General features: G+C 64.6%; 17 protein-coding genes. 8 read left to right on the top strand and 9 right to left on the bottom strand.

Annotated features, from left to right (window positions below):
- Positions 1 to 73: 73 nt before the first annotated feature.
- Together AABD04_RS06850 and AABD04_RS06855 are read left to right on the top strand one after the other, a co-directional pair.
- The gene (locus tag AABD04_RS06850; RefSeq protein WP_243596902.1) at positions 74 to 1,249 is read left to right on the top strand and encodes an acyl-CoA dehydrogenase family protein; all 1,176 of its coding nucleotides are present in this window, start codon (positions 74 to 76) and stop codon (positions 1,247 to 1,249) included.
- 16 nt (positions 1,250 to 1,265) lie between these two features.
- On the top strand, positions 1,266 to 2,393 hold the full coding sequence (locus AABD04_RS06855) for an acyl-CoA dehydrogenase family protein (RefSeq protein WP_341440624.1): 1,128 nt from the start codon (positions 1,266 to 1,268) through the stop codon (positions 2,391 to 2,393).
- A 73-nt stretch (positions 2,394 to 2,466) separates the two neighbouring features.
- On the opposite strand, the gene AABD04_RS06860 is transcribed toward AABD04_RS06855, so the two are convergent.
- On the bottom strand, positions 2,467 to 3,219 hold the full coding sequence (locus AABD04_RS06860) for an alpha/beta fold hydrolase (RefSeq protein ID WP_341442977.1): 753 nt from the start codon (positions 3,217 to 3,219) through the stop codon (positions 2,467 to 2,469).
- Between the two features lie 215 nt (positions 3,220 to 3,434).
- On the opposite strand from AABD04_RS06860, the gene AABD04_RS06865 reads away from it, so the two are divergent.
- Positions 3,435 to 4,346 carry a phosphodiesterase gene (locus tag AABD04_RS06865; protein ID WP_341442978.1) on the top strand — a complete coding sequence of 304 codons (912 nt, stop codon included), beginning with the start codon at positions 3,435 to 3,437 and terminating at the stop codon, positions 4,344 to 4,346.
- Here AABD04_RS06865 and AABD04_RS06870 read toward each other — a convergent pair.
- The 3 genes from AABD04_RS06870 to AABD04_RS06880 form a co-directional block, all read right to left on the bottom strand.
- Positions 4,343 to 5,842, bottom strand: coding sequence for a stealth family protein (locus tag AABD04_RS06870; RefSeq protein ID WP_243596934.1), 1,500 nt, complete (start codon positions 5,840 to 5,842; stop codon positions 4,343 to 4,345). The genes AABD04_RS06865 and AABD04_RS06870 overlap by 4 nt on opposite strands.
- 153 nt (positions 5,843 to 5,995) lie before the next feature.
- Entirely contained in the window at positions 5,996 to 6,358 is a 363-nt protein-coding gene (locus tag AABD04_RS06875) for a VanZ family protein (RefSeq protein ID WP_341440625.1), read from the bottom strand.
- Between the two features lie 9 nt (positions 6,359 to 6,367).
- Positions 6,368 to 7,021 (bottom strand): class I SAM-dependent methyltransferase, encoded by a 654-nt coding sequence (locus AABD04_RS06880; protein WP_341440626.1) that lies wholly within the window; start codon positions 7,019 to 7,021, stop codon positions 6,368 to 6,370.
- A gap of 84 nt (positions 7,022 to 7,105) precedes the next feature.
- On the opposite strand from AABD04_RS06880, the gene AABD04_RS06885 reads away from it, so the two are divergent.
- From AABD04_RS06885 to AABD04_RS06895, 3 genes are all read left to right on the top strand, one after another.
- Positions 7,106 to 7,579 carry a phosphoribosyltransferase gene (locus tag AABD04_RS06885; RefSeq protein WP_341440627.1) on the top strand — a complete coding sequence of 158 codons (474 nt, stop codon included), beginning with the start codon at positions 7,106 to 7,108 and terminating at the stop codon, positions 7,577 to 7,579.
- Positions 7,580 to 7,659: 80 nt separating this feature from the next.
- Positions 7,660 to 7,968: a hypothetical protein gene (locus tag AABD04_RS06890; RefSeq protein WP_341440628.1), complete on the top strand. Its 309-nt coding sequence runs from the start codon at positions 7,660 to 7,662 to the stop codon at positions 7,966 to 7,968.
- Positions 7,969 to 8,378: 410 nt separating this feature from the next.
- Positions 8,379 to 8,516: a hypothetical protein gene (locus tag AABD04_RS06895; protein ID WP_341440629.1), complete on the top strand. Its 138-nt coding sequence runs from the start codon at positions 8,379 to 8,381 to the stop codon at positions 8,514 to 8,516.
- 22 nt (positions 8,517 to 8,538) lie between these two features.
- Here AABD04_RS06895 and AABD04_RS06900 read toward each other — a convergent pair whose 3' ends face one another.
- Positions 8,539 to 9,291 (bottom strand): DUF2510 domain-containing protein, encoded by a 753-nt coding sequence (locus tag AABD04_RS06900; protein WP_341440630.1) that lies wholly within the window; start codon positions 9,289 to 9,291, stop codon positions 8,539 to 8,541.
- Positions 9,292 to 9,525: 234 nt separating this feature from the next.
- Positions 9,526 to 10,563, bottom strand: coding sequence for an NADPH:quinone reductase (locus tag AABD04_RS06905; RefSeq protein WP_341440631.1), 1,038 nt, complete (start codon positions 10,561 to 10,563; stop codon positions 9,526 to 9,528).
- 97 nt (positions 10,564 to 10,660) lie between these two features.
- Here AABD04_RS06905 and AABD04_RS06910 point away from each other — a divergent pair, with 97 nt between their 5' ends.
- Positions 10,661 to 11,170 carry a mycothiol transferase gene (locus tag AABD04_RS06910; RefSeq protein WP_341440632.1) on the top strand — a complete coding sequence of 170 codons (510 nt, stop codon included), beginning with the start codon at positions 10,661 to 10,663 and terminating at the stop codon, positions 11,168 to 11,170.
- Positions 11,171 to 11,173: 3 nt separating this feature from the next.
- Here AABD04_RS06910 and AABD04_RS06915 read toward each other — a convergent pair whose 3' ends face one another.
- A complete protein-coding gene (locus tag AABD04_RS06915) occupies positions 11,174 to 11,668 on the bottom strand; it encodes an SRPBCC family protein (RefSeq protein ID WP_341440633.1) in 495 nt (164 codons plus the stop codon).
- Complete coding sequence (locus AABD04_RS06920; protein ID WP_341440634.1) at positions 11,665 to 12,489, bottom strand: SDR family NAD(P)-dependent oxidoreductase; 825 nt, start codon at positions 12,487 to 12,489, stop codon at positions 11,665 to 11,667. Before AABD04_RS06920 ends, AABD04_RS06915 begins: the two co-directional genes overlap by 4 nt.
- Positions 12,490 to 12,590: 101 nt before the next feature.
- Between AABD04_RS06920 and AABD04_RS06925 the strand changes: the two genes are divergently transcribed.
- Positions 12,591 to 13,640, top strand: coding sequence for an iron-siderophore ABC transporter substrate-binding protein (locus AABD04_RS06925; protein ID WP_341440635.1), 1,050 nt, complete (start codon positions 12,591 to 12,593; stop codon positions 13,638 to 13,640).
- A 151-nt stretch (positions 13,641 to 13,791) separates the two neighbouring features.
- On the opposite strand, the gene AABD04_RS06930 is transcribed toward AABD04_RS06925, so the two are convergent.
- A complete protein-coding gene (locus AABD04_RS06930) occupies positions 13,792 to 15,267 on the bottom strand; it encodes an HNH endonuclease signature motif containing protein (protein ID WP_341440636.1) in 1,476 nt (491 codons plus the stop codon).
- Between the last annotated feature and the right edge of the window lie 45 nt (positions 15,268 to 15,312).

Below are 15,312 nucleotides of genomic sequence, written 5' to 3' on the forward strand. Positions count from 1 at the left end.
GCGGAGAATATCCCAGAGTTACCAGGGAGTACGGTCGATACCGAGATAAGCGAACGAGCACGGAGGATTGTCGATGAATCTTGCCCTGACAGAAGAAGAGGCCGCGTTCCGCGACGAGATGCGGACGTTCTTCACCACGAAGATCCCCGCCGAGATTCGCGAGAAGAACGCGACGGGTCAGGAGTTGAGCAAGGACGAGGTGGTTACGACCATGCGAATCCTGAACGAGAACGGCCTGGCTGTGCCGCACTGGCCTGCGGAGTTCGGCGGGCGCGACTGGACCGCTGTCCAGCGGCACATCTGGCTCGACGAAATGCAGCTGGCCTCGGTACCCGAGCCGCTGGCGTTCAACGCCTCGATGGTCGGCCCGGTCATTGCGACCTTCGGCTCGCAGGAGATCAAGGAGAAGTTCCTGCCCAAGACGGCGAACCTCGACATCTGGTGGTGTCAGGGGTTCTCCGAGCCCGAGGCCGGATCCGACCTGGCGTCGTTGCGCACCACTGCCATCCGCGACGGTGACGACTACATCGTCAACGGACAGAAGACGTGGACCACGCTCGGCCAGTACGCCGACTGGATCTTCGCGCTCGTGCGGACCAACCCGGACGCGCCCAAGAAGCAGGCCGGAATCTCTTTCCTGCTCATCGACCTGAACACCCCCGGCATCGAGATGCGCCCCATCAAGCTGGTCGACGGCAGCGTCGAGGTCAACGAGGTCTTCTTCGACAACGTCCGCGTTCCGGCGGAGAACCTCGTCGGCGAGGAGAATCAGGGGTGGAGCTACGCCAAGTTCCTGCTCGGCAACGAGCGGACCGGCGTCGCCCGCGCAGGGCACACCAAAGTGCACCTGGGACAGGCGAAGAAGCACGCAGCACAGACGAAGGTCGGCAGCGGCACGCTGCTCGAGGACCCCTTGTTCGCGGCCAAGATGGCCGAGGTCGAGAACGAACTGCTCGCCCTGGAGCTGACTCAGCTGCGCATGGTGTCCAGCTCGGACGACGGCAAGCCGAACCCGGCGTCGTCCATCCTCAAACTGCGGGGATCGGAATTGCAGCAGGCCACAACCGAATTGCTGATGGATGTCGCCGGACCGGACTCCCTGCCCTACGAGGCGGGCGAGGACATCGAGAGCGAGGGCTGGGCGCAGCGCTCGGTACCGGGGTACCTCAACTACCGCAAGGTGTCGATCTACGGCGGCTCGAACGAGGTTCAGCGCACCATCATCGCCTCTGCGATTCTCGGACTGTAAGGGAGCATCTGAAGACATGGATTTCGAACTCAACGAAGAACAGAAGCTGCTGCGCGACACCACTCGTGAGGTGCTCACACGGGCGTACGACACCGAGAAGCGCAACAAGATCGTTGCCGGTGAGCTGGGCTGGAGCACCGACGTCTGGAAGCAGTTGGCCGAGGTCGGCCTGCTGGGTCTGACGTTCACCGAGGAAGACGGCGGTATGGACGCCGGTCCCGTGGAGATCATGGCCGTGATGACCGAGGTCGGACGACGGCTCGCGCCGGAGCCGATTCTCGACGCCGTGCTCGTCCCCGGCGGGTTGATCTCCGAGCTCGGCAGCACCGAGCAGCGCGCGCGGCTTCTGCCGCCGGTGGCCGAGGGATCGTCGATGTTGGCGTTCGCGCACAACGAATCCGGCAGCCGCTGGCCGAACATCGAAGTCGGCACCACCGCCACCGAGGACGGTGGATCGTGGTCGATCAACGGCGTCAAGAACCCGGTACCGCACGGCGGAAGCGCAGACGTGATCGTCGTCAGTGCAACGCTGCCTGCCGGCGGAACAGGACTGTTCGTCGTCGACGCCGACGCGACCGGTGTGACGCGAAAGTCCTACGCCACGCACGACGGCCAGCGCGCCGCGCAGATCGAATTCGTCGACGTCGCCGCCGAACCGCTCGGCACCGCCGAGAACGCGGCAGCGGCGATCACCGGAGCGGAGGTGCGTGCGCAGGCCGCGTTGTGTGCCGAGGCGATCGGTGCCATGGAGGAGGCGCTGCGGCTGACCACCGATTACCTCAAGCAGCGCAAGCAGTTCGGGGTTCCGCTGGCCAAGTTCCAGGCGCTCACCTTCCGTGCCGCCGACATGTACGTGCTGCTCGAACTCGCCCGCAGCATGAGTCTGTACGCCACGATGTCGTTGGCGGACGGCAACGTCGACCCGACCATCGCGTCGCGCGCCAAGCTGCAGATCTCGCGGTCCGGTCGCAAGATCGGCCAGGAGGCCATTCAGTTGCACGGCGGAATCGGCGTCACCGCCGAATATCCGGTCGGGCACTACACCAGTCGACTGGTGGCCATCGAGCACACTCTCGGTGGTGCCGACGAGCACCTGCGCATCCTGGCGTCGAAGGTCGCCGATCACGACCTCATCGGGATCTGACTGTCGTCAGAAGACGCCTCGGGCCCGGCCACCTGGACAGGTGACCGGGCCCGAGGTCGTTTCGTGAGGGGTGTCAGCTGCCCGCATCTGCGTCGGCGACGAGGTCGGCCACGGCACCGGGGTTCGACACCAGGATGGCGTGCGAGCCCGGTACTTCGGTCGCCTGAGCGCCGGCCCGCTGCGCCATGAACCGTTCGGCCGAGGCCGGGATGATCTGATCCTGCTGGGGGATCAACGCCCACGACGGCGTGTTCGCCCAGGACGGGGGACCGCTCGGCTCGAGTAGTGCGCCTGCGGCAATCGTCTTCTGGTGCGCAGCCATGCGCGCGGCCTGCTCCTCGGTGACGTCCGGGGCGAAGAAGGGTCGGAACAGGGCGGGCGTGATGTAGGAGTCGACGTTCTTACCAATGATGTTCGACGCGTCGTCGACGATCGACAGGCCGATCACCGGCGGTACCAGCGCGGTCACCGGGAATCGGATGGGGTCGAGGCTGAGGGCGACGGGTTCGCCTTCGACGGGCATGAACGCGGCGACGTAGACCAGGGCCTCCACGTTGTCGGCATGGACGTTGCTGATCACCGTGCCGCCGTACGAATGGCCCACCAGCACCACCGGCCCGTCGATGCTCTCGACCACATCGGTGACCGAAGCCGCGTCGACCGACGGCCCACGCAGCGAGTTGTCCGCCGTCACCACCGGGTAGCCGCGGCCGCGGAGGTTCTCGGCGACGCCGTCCCAGCTGGTGTTGTCCGCGAACGCACCATGCACCAGCACGACGGTCGGCAGCTCCTGCGCGGCTGCGGGTGCGACGCCGATTCCGACCATCGATCCCGCGGTCAGCACTGCGGTCGCGAGGAGTGTGGTCAGCTTCGGTTCGGCATGCCCACAACCTGTCACACGCCAGAAGTTCGTGCGGTGTTCACCGCCGAGATTCGACCAGCTTTTTCTCAGTGAACGCTCGTATGCTTGGCTTGCAGCAGTGGCGTTCGTCCGACCCGGGCGATCGTAAAACGGTAGGTCCGATCGTGAGCGAGAGTTCGATGAAGTCTCGGATGGCCGAGTACCCACGCCCCCATCACTGCTTGTTGCACGTCAGCGACACCCATCTCGTCGATGGTGGTGGTCGGTTGTACGGCGGCGTGGACAGTGAGCTGCGGCTCGAGCAGGTGATGACCGACGTAAGAAACTCTGGTGTGCGGCCCGACGCTTTGGTGTTCACCGGAGACCTGACAGACAAAGGCGAGCCCGGTGCGTACGAGAAGCTGCGGGCGTTGGTCGAGCCGGTGGCCGAGGAACTCGGCGCGCAGATCGTCTGGGCGATGGGCAATCACGACGACCGCGCGACGTTCCGCCAGAAGCTGCTCGACGCCGAACCGACGGGGCAGTCCATCGATCGTGTGCACGACGTCGACGGTCTCCGTGTCGTGACTCTCGACACGACGGTTCCCAGACGCCATCACGGCGAACTCGGTGACGAGCAATTGGCCTGGCTCGCAGACACGCTCGCCACCCCCGCAGAATTCGGCACGATTCTGGCGATGCATCATCCGCCGGTGCCGACGGTGCTCGATCTTGCGGTACTGGTCGAACTGCTCGATCAACCGCGCCTGGCGGACGTACTGCGCGGAACCGATGTGCGCTCCATTCTTGCCGGGCACCTGCACTATTCGACGACGGCCACGTTCGCGGGCATTCCCGTCTCGGTGGCGTCGGCCACGTGCTACACCCAGGATCTGAACGTGCCCGCAGGCGGACTACGGGGCCGCGACGGTGCCCAGGGATACAACCTCGTCCACGTCTACGAGGACACCGTCGTGCACTCGGTGGTGCCGACGGGCTCGTACGACACTGTGGGAGAACCTGTCTCGGCTCAGGAGACCGCGCGCAGGCTGAGCGAGGCGGGAGTCACCATCGCAGACAGTGCTCGGCGAAAGACGTTCAGCGACGCCTAGCGCTGGTCGCGTTCCCACGGCGCGACGATGGGGAAGTACTTGTCCAGGAACTGTGTGACGGTGCGGGTGCGCAGATCCAGGTCGACTTCGGGGAAGCTGCCGTCGTTGAGGCAGAAGAAGTCCACGGATCGCTTCGGGAGCAGCTTCTCCATCAGTTCGAGGCCTGCAACCGACGTGGTGTCGATGTACCTGACCTTCGCATCCTTCTGGACCACCGCGCGGCCGCTCATCAATGCGTAGTAGTGGTACAGCGAGTTCGTCACCGAGATGTTGGTACTCGCGCGGAACGCACTTGCGGCCGTGGACGCGAACTCGTCCGGAAACTCGTTCTCCATTTCCTGCATCACGCTGCGCCGCAACGGGGTTGCCGCATGTTCGAGGTGCCGGGTGGTGGTCATCCCGAAGCGGTTCTGGAGGATTCGCCGGTTCACGCGCGCCGCGTTCTCGAAGCCGCTGCGGTCGGCGTCGCTGTAGCCCAACCCGATTCGCGTGGTCGCTTCGATGAACATGCTGATTCCGCCGGGGGAGAAGAACATCGACGGGCTGACCGGTCTACCGAAGAACATGTCGTCGTTCGAGTACAGGAAGTGCTCGGACAAGCCGGGGATGTGGTGCAGCTGGCTTTCGACGGCCTGCGAATTGTGGGTCGGCAGAACGGAGGTGTCGACGAAGAAGGCCTCGCTCGGCACGAACGTCACCTTGGGATGGTCGGCGAGCCACGCCGGCCTCGGCGAGTCGGTGGCCACGAAGATGCGCCTGATCCACGGTGCGTAGAGGTGGATCGACCGCAGCGCGTACTTCAGTTCGTCGATCTGCCGATAGCGAGCCGCCGAGTCGTCACCCTCACCGACGACGTAGTTCGCCATCTGCCGCGCCCGCTGCGCCTGAAATTCCGCCGAGGAGCCGTCGACCCAGGAGAAGACGATGTCGATGTCGAAATTGATGTCCGACGCGTGGTCGGCGAACATGTTCTCGATGGTCGGCCACGTTCTGCCGAAGCGTTCGACGGTACCGCGGACGGCCTCGTCGGGCCGAATGTTGCGCCTGGTCAGGGAGTTCTCGATCGGCAGCACGATCTCGGACGGGGAGAACGACCACAGTTCGATCTGCACCGCCGTCGACGCGCCGTAGTACAGGCCGCTGAACGGCTCGACGCGCGGGCGGTAGAGGCGCACGATCCGCGCGTTCGCGGACGGCGAGAGTGTGCCGTCGGCCACCAGAACTGCTTTTCCGCGGGCGTCGACGGTCTTGGAGTAGAACGGCTCGGCGCGGCAGGCGTGTACCAGTGCGGTGGTCAGCGCGTCGCGGGCACCCAGTTCGATGGCGATGACGGGCCGTTCGTCGTTGCCGCGAACGAGTAGGTACTTGATGCGTGCGGCGTCGAGCACGGCGCGCACGAACAGCAGATCCTCGACCATCGCCTGGTGTGGGGTGGTGGAGGTGATGGTCAGTGCGTAGCGGCCGTCGTGGCTGACCACGTCGGAGCGTTCGCTCAGTCGTGCTGCGGATGCTGCTGATTCTCGGGTGACGGCATCGTTGGTCTCGTGCTCCGGTGGAACGAGGTAGATATCGTGCGGGGCAGAAGACGAGGTGATGGCGTTCCTTCCGGAGTGTGCGCGCTGGCCGAGGAAACCCGGTGCTCGGTCAGTCTAGTGCAGGTCCGGGGCTTTCTTGACGCGCTGCGGTAGAACCCAGCTTGCCGCCACCAGGCCCACCGCAACTCCGGCAGCGTCGGCGAGAGCGTCGGCGACCGATCCGGAGCGTCCCAGAGGCAGGATCGCCTGCAGGAACTCCGACACCACCGCGAACGCCGACACCCACAGTGCGGTCCTGACCCAGTCGATGCCGGCGAGTCGGGACGTATACGCGAGAGCCGCGAACAGGATGCAGTGAATGATCTTGTCGCTGTGCTCGAATCCCGAGGGCACACCGGACGCAGGCGTGAAGAGCACGATCAGCGCGACGACGAAGGTGACGGCCAGGGGAATTCGATACGTCGTCGGCGAGAACACCCTCCGAGTTTACCGGCGCTGCAGCACCACGACCGTGTCGATGCGCTCATCGCCGTCGGGCGTCATGCGGGTGCGATGCTCGGCGTGGATCACCTCGAACCCGTCGCCGGCCGCAGCGACGACCGGTTCCGGAGCGAACAGCCGGTGTTTGGCCGGGTGCTGCGAGGCGTGGCTGTCGCTGGGACTGTGCCCGACGATGAGAAGGCGTCCGTTCGGCGCGACCGCTGCGGCGAACCTGCGGGTGGTCAACTCGAGCTCGTCCGGTGGCACCTGGAGGAAGTGCACCGACACCAGATCGAACGCACCGGCGGGGGGAGTCCAGTCCAGAACGTCTTCCTGTTGCCAGTTCACCGTCGGTGTCCGGGGCTCGAGTGCCTGTTGTGCTGCGCGAGCGCGACCGAGGGCGACATCGGAGATGTCGACTCCGGTCACGTGCCATCCTTCACCGGCGAGCCACAGGGAGTCGGCACCTTCGCCGCAGCCGATATCCAGGGCGCGGCCCGGAGTCAGCGTGGACGCTTCCTGTACCAACACGGCGTTGGGATTTCCGCTCCAGACGGTGGTGCGTTGGTTGTAGAGGTTGTCCCAGAATGCTTCGTCGAAGGCACCGTGCTCGAAATCCGGCTCCGCGGGATGGGTATGTGCGTGCGTGTTGTCGGCCATGGTTCGAGACTGCCCGTTCACGGCGGCGCGCGCAAAGAACTTTGCTCGATTGGCAAAGTTCGATGCTGGGTAGAGTTGTTCCTCATGACCGGACAGGAACGTGAAGTACTGACGTGGGCGACGTTCGGGGACGCCTCGCGCGACCTGACCAAGAAGATCGTCGACGACGGGTTCGTCCCGGAGGTCGTCATCGCAATTGCCCGCGGCGGTCTCATTCCCGCGGGTGCCATCTCCTACGCGATGGGCGTCAAGGCTGCGGGCACTCTCAACGTCGAGTTCTACTCCGACATCGAGGAGACCCTGCCCGATCCTGTTGTCCTCGAACCACTTCTGGACACCGACGCGATCGTCGGCAAGAAGTTGCTCGTGGTCGACGACGTCGCCGATTCCGGCCGCACACTGGCTCTGGTCATCGATCTATTGAAGGCGCACACCGCCGACGTGCGGTCAGCCGTGATCTACACCAAGCCCAGAACCATTGTGCAGCCGGATTACTCGTGGCGGGAGACCGACAAGTGGATAAATTTCCCATGGTCCACGTTGCCGGTCATCACTTGAGTCGTTCGTTCGAGACGATTCGGCCGCCGGGGTCGGGGCCGGAAACGCCCGAGTTTTCCAACACGAAAGGTCCTCGAGCTATGACCACCAGTAGGGGGCGAGTGAGTCGATACGCGGTCGAAGAAGGCTGGGGAATCATCGACTCGGATGATACGCCCGGCGGATGCCTCATTCAGGCCCTCAATATCCACACGCCATCCGGAACCCTCAACGCTGGAGACGAAGTCGACTTCGAGTGGGAACCGCTGCCTGCTGAAGTCGAAGAAGAGCTGTTCCGGTCCGCCGCACTCTCCGTACGCCGAGCCGGGGCTGCCAAAGAACCTCCTCCTCCTGCTCTCGATGATGATCGACCCAAGTTCATCGGCGGAGCGTGGACCTGGAAGTCGTAGTTCCCAGGGCGGAGGCCATCTGTGTTGGTCTGCTCTACAGAGAGTTTCGCGATCCGCCAGTTCCCGCCGGTCTGTGTGCGGGCTTTTCCGATTTCACGCCGATTGCGGTACTGGGTTGTGTCCCAGCGTTTCCGCGGTTGCGAGCACTAAGAGTGGGCCGGTTGACGGAACCCGGAAACGCCGCCGAGCGGCCATCGCTATCACCGCGACGTTTCCCACCGACGAAGCAGACGACCCCCAATTCAGATATCCCAGCGCTGAGGGGGTCGGCCTGGACCTGACCAGTTACGATCCTGCTCCCGCAGGTGAGTGACCGACTCGCCGAACAACGCGGAGGATCGGCAGAGGACTACTCCGACACGGTGTCGATCACTCCCACCGATGACAGCAATGCGCGTTAGGCCGTCGCGGTGCAGACCCACGGCGAGGACGAGGTCGTCGAGTTGGCGAATCAGGCCGCCGCAGTTGTGGTCGACTTGTTCAACAGCATGCCCAGCGGGCCAGAAGACGTCGTCTTCCAAGCCAACGTCGCCGAACCCGCACGCTGACGTGTCACCTGGGGTGACGTCCTTACCGGGTGAGGTCCACGACGCACGCGTCGACGGCCTGCACGTCGGGGTCGCCGGGGGAGATATCCAACTCGGAGCTGGCTCGCGGCCAGCTCGTGGTGTTTCGTGCTCCTCCGGTCGAGGAGTAAACGGTGCCGTTTGCGATGACCCAGACATCGGATCTGTTCTCGACCCGACCGGTGGCGTCGACGGTCGTTCCGCCGATGTAGGTGTAGTCGCCGCCGTCGATGACGGTGCCGTTGGTCAGGGTCAGCCCGGATTCGGAAAAGCCGGAGGCGACCAGATCCACTAGCGTTTGATTCGCGGGGGCACATCGGGGGTCGGATGTATACGTCGCGGGAGCCGGGGGAGCAGCAGCTGGGGTGGGCATGCTCGGCTGCACGCTGGTCGTGGCTTCCGGCTGCGTGGTTGTCGACCGGGCGGGCGTGGACGTTTCCTGGGCCGCAGCGCTCGGCGTCGTCGACGGTGCGGCGGCCTGTGGGTCGTCGGAGGGTGCGTCATCGCCGAACACGGCACCGAGCACACCGATCACGACGAACGCGGCGATGATTCCGCCAACGATCTTGATCGCGCGGGGCACGCCTGCCCGGTCGGGTTGGCCGGGTTCAGTGGTGTCGGCGTGAGCTGATTCCTCCACTGCGGGCCCGTTGGCGGGCTGTGTGTGCTCGGTCCACTGGGATCCGTCCCAGTATCTGATCAGTCCTGGTTCACTCGGGTCAGGGTGCCATCCGGGCGGAGGTGTGGGGCTGGTCATCGGTGTCCGTTCTTTGCGCTCAATGATGTTCGCTGGATCGCCTGTTAAAGACGCTCGCAACCCTAAGCGTCGATGTCGTGCGATTTCGGCGCCGCCGGAGAACCGCGTCGCGCGGTTGTGCTCACACACTGAGCAAAGAACCTTTGTGCAACAGAGGTATTTGTGGCGAGAGACCGGCAAGTGGATCAAGTTTCCATGGTCCAACTTGCCGGTCACCACCTGAGTCTGTCCGGCTTACTGATCGCTGGAGACGTCGATCAACACCTTGCCGACGGTTCCGTTCTCGACGGCGTCGTGTGCTGCTGCGGTGTCGCTCAACGAGTAGCGGTGCAGCGGTAGGCCGGTGGCCTCACCCACCTCGAGCACACCCGCGGCTGCTGCCGCGCTGACGTCCGCCTCGGCGTTACGCAGAGCCTCGTCGCCCACGGTGTAGAGCAGCACGAACTGGTATCGGGTGTTGAGCACCATGTTCGGCCGAACGTCGAGGGTGACGGTGTCTCCGCCGTTGTTGGCGTACACCGCGATCGATGCGCGGTTCGCTCCCACGGCAGCGTTGAGTGCGGCGTTCTGTGCGGGAGCAACCTCGACGATCAGATCGATTCCGGCGGGAACCAACTCGCGGATCTCTGCTGCGGCGTCGCCGGTCTTGTAGTTCACGACGTGGTGCGCGCCCGCGGCGGTGGCCAGTGCGCCCTTCTCCGGTCCGCTGACCGTCGTCACCACCGTCGCACCAGCCCAGCGGGCTAGTTGGATCGCTGCATGGCCGACGGCACCGGCACCACCTGCGACGAGTACCGACTTACCGTCCAGCGCGCCCGGGTGCAGCCGGGTGGGTCCGTCCTCGGAGACGGTCAACGCACGGTGCGCCGTCATTGCGGGCACGCCGAGGCTTGCGCCCACGTCGAATCCGACGCCGTCGGGCAGAGGAACCACCCGAGAGGCGGGCAGGATTGCAAAAGATTGTGCCGTTCCGGTCGGACGCTGATGCTGGGCCAGGTACACCCAGACGCGATCTCCGACGGAGACGCCGTCGACGTCGGGGCCGACGGCGTCGATCAATCCGGCACCATCCTGGTTCGGTACCACCTCGTCGAATGCCAGCTTCTCACCCGGTCCGGAGCCGGTTCTGTTCTTCCAGTCCGTTGGATTGACGCCCGAGACCACGATGCGGACGCGGACTTCGCCTGCGGCGGGCTCGGTCACCTCGCGTTCCTTCAGTTCGAGGACGGACGAATCGCCGGTGCGGGTGTACACAATTGCTGGAGAAGTCATATTCGGTGCAACGCGCCTGGAGGGCCGCGATGTTCCCTGCGAGGCAATCGGGGTATGCAGGGTCGGTTATCAGTTCTCGACGAAAGAGGCGTATTCAATGAACCACAACGACCTGCTCACCGACGCCTTCGGCCGGATCAAGGAGCTGGTCCACTCGGTGTTGGACGACATCCCCGCCGCCGCGTTGACGTATCGACCCGATGCCGACGCCAACAGCACCGCCTGGTTGCTGTGGCACCTGACCCGGGTACAGGACGACCACATCGCCGGTGTGGCCGGGAGCGAACAGGTCTGGACGTCGGACTCGTGGTTCGAGAGCTTCGGACTTCCGTTCGACAAGTCCGACATCGGGTACGGCCAATCGGCCTCCGACGTCGCTCAGGTCACCTCGAGCGCCGATTTGCTGCGTGACTACCACGACGCTGTGCACTCGAAAACCGTTGCTTACCTGAGCAGTATCTCGACCGACGATCTGGACCGGATCGTCGACGAGAACTGGGATCCGCCGGTCACACTGGGTGCGCGGCTGGTGTCCGTCATCTCGGACGATCTCCAGCATGCCGGGCAGGCCTCGTACGTTCTCGGCCTGTACACCCGGCAGGCCTAGCCGTCAGGCGTAACGCTTCTGCAGGTTCTCCAGCGTCTTACGAATGTTTCGACGCTGGAACTGCGGGAACGTCTTGCCGCTCGTGACGATCTTGTCGAACACGAGCGCGACGGCGTCGGGCCATTTCGTTCGGTCGTCGGTCCAGGTCTCGGTTACTTTCGTGCCACCCGCGACCGGCTCGAAGTCGTATCGCCAGGTTGCGTTCGCGCCCTTGATTTTCGGAGCGCTCTTGCCGATCGCGTGGACACGGAACTCGAAGGTCTTGCCCGGGTCCGCGGCCGTCACGGTGCAGCGGGTGACCCACGTAGCCGGGCCGCGTTTGTTGGTTCCGTCGAACACCATTCCCACGTAGGCACTCTCGCGAGGTTCGTGCACGGTGGCACCGGTGTTCTCGGGGCTCCACTGCCCCATCTTGGTGGGGTCGCTGATCGCAGCGTAGAGGGTGTCGGCGTCTGCGTTCACGACGATGCTGTCGGAGACCACGAGTTCGCGCTTCACGACGATGCACCGTTCTTCAGTCCGGGATGGATACGAGTGAGCATGGGCACCAACAGGGTTCGCGGGGTGATCTGGGCGAAGATCGATCCGATCCGGTTGGCGGGCCCGGGGATCGACACCATGCGTCCCTTGGCCATGTCGTCGACGGCAGTCTTGGCCACTGTTTCTGCCGACACCCACATGATCGACGGAAGTGCCTTCTCTGCATCGTCTTTCGCGAAGCCGGCGGCCTCACCGAATCCGGTATGCACCGGTCCCGGGCACAGTGCGGTGGCGGTCACTCCGGTTCCGCGTAGTTCACCGGTCAGAGACTGGGTGTAGGAGAGCACGAACGCCTTGCATGCGCCGTAGCCGGCCTGCCCGGGCAAGGGCTGGAACGCGGCGGTCGAGGCGACGTTGAGCAGTGCGCCGCGTCGTCGCTCGACCATGCCGGGGAGGAAGCGGGTGCAGAGGTCCGCGACGGCGACCACGTCGACCTCGATCATGTTCATCTCGGAGTCCGGATCCGATTCTGCGACCGGTCCGAGGGTGGAGAGTCCGGCGTTGTTGATCAGGATGTCCGGGATCAGGCCGAGATCGGCAATGCGGCCGAGCAGTTCGGCGCGCGCGGTGCGGTCGGAGAGGTCTGCAGCGAGCACCTCGGCTCGAACTCCCCGTGCTCGGATCTCCTGTGCCAACTCGTCGAGCTTGTCGGCACGCCGGGCGACGAGGGTGACGCCATGGCCGCGGGATGCGAGCACACGGGCGATCGCGGCTCCGATTCCCGAGGACGCTCCGGTTACGACGGCTGTCCGATCGAGTGCGGGACGAGGAAGGCTCATGGCTCCCACCGTAGCGAACGCCCGCTGTGCAGTGCATTCGAGACACTCTTGTAGGTTAGCCTTGACTTACTTTTAACCCGCTAGTCCGTCGAGAGGTATCCATGTTCTCTGCTCCAACGGCCGGTGAACGCTTCACTCGCCGTGCGTCCCTGCTGTCCGCGCTCGCTGTGTCGGCCCTGGTGGTCGGTGGATGTTCGTCTGCCGACACGGCTGAGCCCGAACAGGCCGGGGGCGGCGACTTTGCCACCGTCACCATCGATTCGGCCCTGGGGCAGGCGGTCATCACCGAAAAGCCTGAGCGCATCGTGACGCTCGGCCAGGGGTCGGCCGAGACGGCGATCGCGCTGGGGACGGTCCCGGTCGGCGTCGAGGAATACTCGTGGGGTGCCGACGAATCGGGATATCTGCCGTGGGTTCACGGCGCAGTCACCGAGTTGGGTACCGAACTTCCAGAACAATTCACCGGTGGAACCGAACTCAACATCGAAGCTGTTGCTGCTCTCGAGCCGGATCTGATCCTGGCACCGTGGTCGGGCGTCACGCAGGATCAGTTCGACAAGCTCAGTGCCTTTGCCCCGGTGGTTGCGTACGAGGAGCAGCCGTGGACAACGACCTGGGAAGACCAGATCACTGTGATCGGCAAGGCCATGGGTGAGGAGGAGAAGGCTGCGGAGGAGATCGACAAGATCGAGAGCCGCTTCGCCGACGCCGCCGCCCAGCACCCCGAGTATGCGGACGTGAGCTTTTCGTATATCTACAACACCGGTCCCGGGACGCTGGGCGTGTTCCTCGCCGACGAGCAGCGCGTCGCGATGGTCCGCGGCCTCGGGCTGCAGGTCGATCCGGTGGTGAACACTCTCGACGAGACCGAGGGCACCGACTCGGCGGTCATCGGTTTGGAGAATGCGAATCTGCTGAACGACTCGGACTTGATCTTCACCTTCTACTCGGATCCGCAGAACCGCACCGACACCGAAAATCAGCCTGCTTATCAGCAGATTCCGGCTGTGTCCCGCGGTTCGGTCGTTGCGCCGACGGATCAGTCGTTCGTCACCGGGTCGTCCATCATCAATCCGCTGACGGTGCCGTGGGCACTCGAGCGATACGTGCCGATGATCGACGAGGCTGCCGCGAAGGTGGACGCGAACTAGGTCACCGGTCGGTCGATCGGAGCAGAGACGAACAGAATCGGCTCATGCGGGTCGTGTAATCCGCTGAGCGTCTGATCGAAACATCAAGCTCAACAACCTCTTCCAGCCCCGCACCGTGTTCTCGGTGTGGGGCTGGAGTCTTTCCTGGGGCTTATGCGATGTGGGGGCCTGCTCGGGCGTGGGATTGTCGGGGTTGTCGATACGGGTCGACGGTGGCCGGTGGTACGAACCAGGGATGGTTGTCGTTGCCGATGAACACTTCCCAGTCACTGTGGTGCATGAGTCGGTGGTGGAATCCGCAGAGCAGGACGAGGTTGTTCATGTCGGTGGGGCCGCCGTCGGCCCAGTGCCAGATGTGATGTCCTTCGGTCCAGGCGGCGGGTTTTCCGCAGCCGGGGAACGCGCAGCCGTGATCGCGGGCGGTGAGGGCTTTGCGTTGTTTGGCGGAGACGGTGCGGGCGGTGCGGGCGAGGTTGAGCGGGTTGCCCTGTTCGTCCATGACGATGGCGGTGAGGACACAATCACACGCCAACTGGCGGGAAGTGTTGCGGGAGAGTGGTCCCATCCAGGGGAGCCATCCGACCGACGTGCCGTCGCCGAACAGGTCACGATACGCCCCGCGATCCGCTTCACCGCGGTCATCTTCACTGCCACTGCCACTGCCACTGCCACTGCCACTGCCACTGCCACTGCCACTGCCACTGCCGCTGCCGTTTTCGGGGTCCGGCTCGGTTGCTGCGTCGGTGTCGATGGGGTTGCCGGTGTTGATGTCGACCGGATCGACAGTGTCGGATTCGGTTGCTGCGCGTGCAGTTTCGTCGTCGGCGATGTCATCTTCGATGTCGTCGGCGGTGTCGGCGCTGTCGCGGAGGTCGGTGAGGTCGCGCAGGTTGATGTGCAGGTTCAGGTGGGGGCGTTCGCCGCCTTCGATGGGCCGGCTGCTCGAGGCGAGGTACTGGTCGAGGATGTGTCCGAAGGCGTCGGCGCGCCGTTTGGCGGGGCTGCGGTCGTCTGGGGTGCCGTCGGCGGCGGGTTGCGGTTCGGTCAGGGGTGAGAGGGCGGTGAGGAGTTTCTCCCCGGTGACAGCGTCGACATCCATCTTCGCCACCAGACGTCCGTTCAAGGTTGTCGACGCGAACAGTTCGTTGCGGTCGGTGTTCTCCGGTGGTGGGGTCTTGCCGCCGAACTCGTCCTCGAGCTTGGTGATCGCTGCCCGGATCCGGCCGGTACGCGCTTCGGGCCCGGTCGCGGCGGCGATCATCGCGGTGCGGGCCATGACGCGACCCTCTTCCGGGAGGTCCTTCGGTGGGGTTTCGGCGAAGGTGAGGATCAGCGCGGCGTGATCGACGGACATGACGCCGGTATTCACGGCGTCGGCGATATCGGGGAAGTTCTTCATGCCGCGGGCGAGGGCGACGATTTTGGTGGCCTTGGACGGCGAGAGCAGGGTGGTGGAGGTCAGCCACCCTGCGGGTCCGGGGAAGCCGAGTTTCTCACGGGAGACGCGGGTGTCGATCTCGGCGACGAGGGCGATCCGCCGGGCCTCCAACAACTGAATCTCATGGGAGACCGCGGCAGCGTCGGCGAGGAGTTCGCTCTCGCTCAGTTGCCAGATTTCCGTGGTCATGAAGAGAAGTGTATCGAACGTGCGTTCGACTGGCAAGCATGCTTG

This window comes from Rhodococcoides navarretei, assembly GCF_038069675.1.
In the GTDB taxonomy this organism is placed as follows: domain Bacteria; phylum Actinomycetota; class Actinomycetes; order Mycobacteriales; family Mycobacteriaceae; genus Rhodococcoides; species Rhodococcoides navarretei.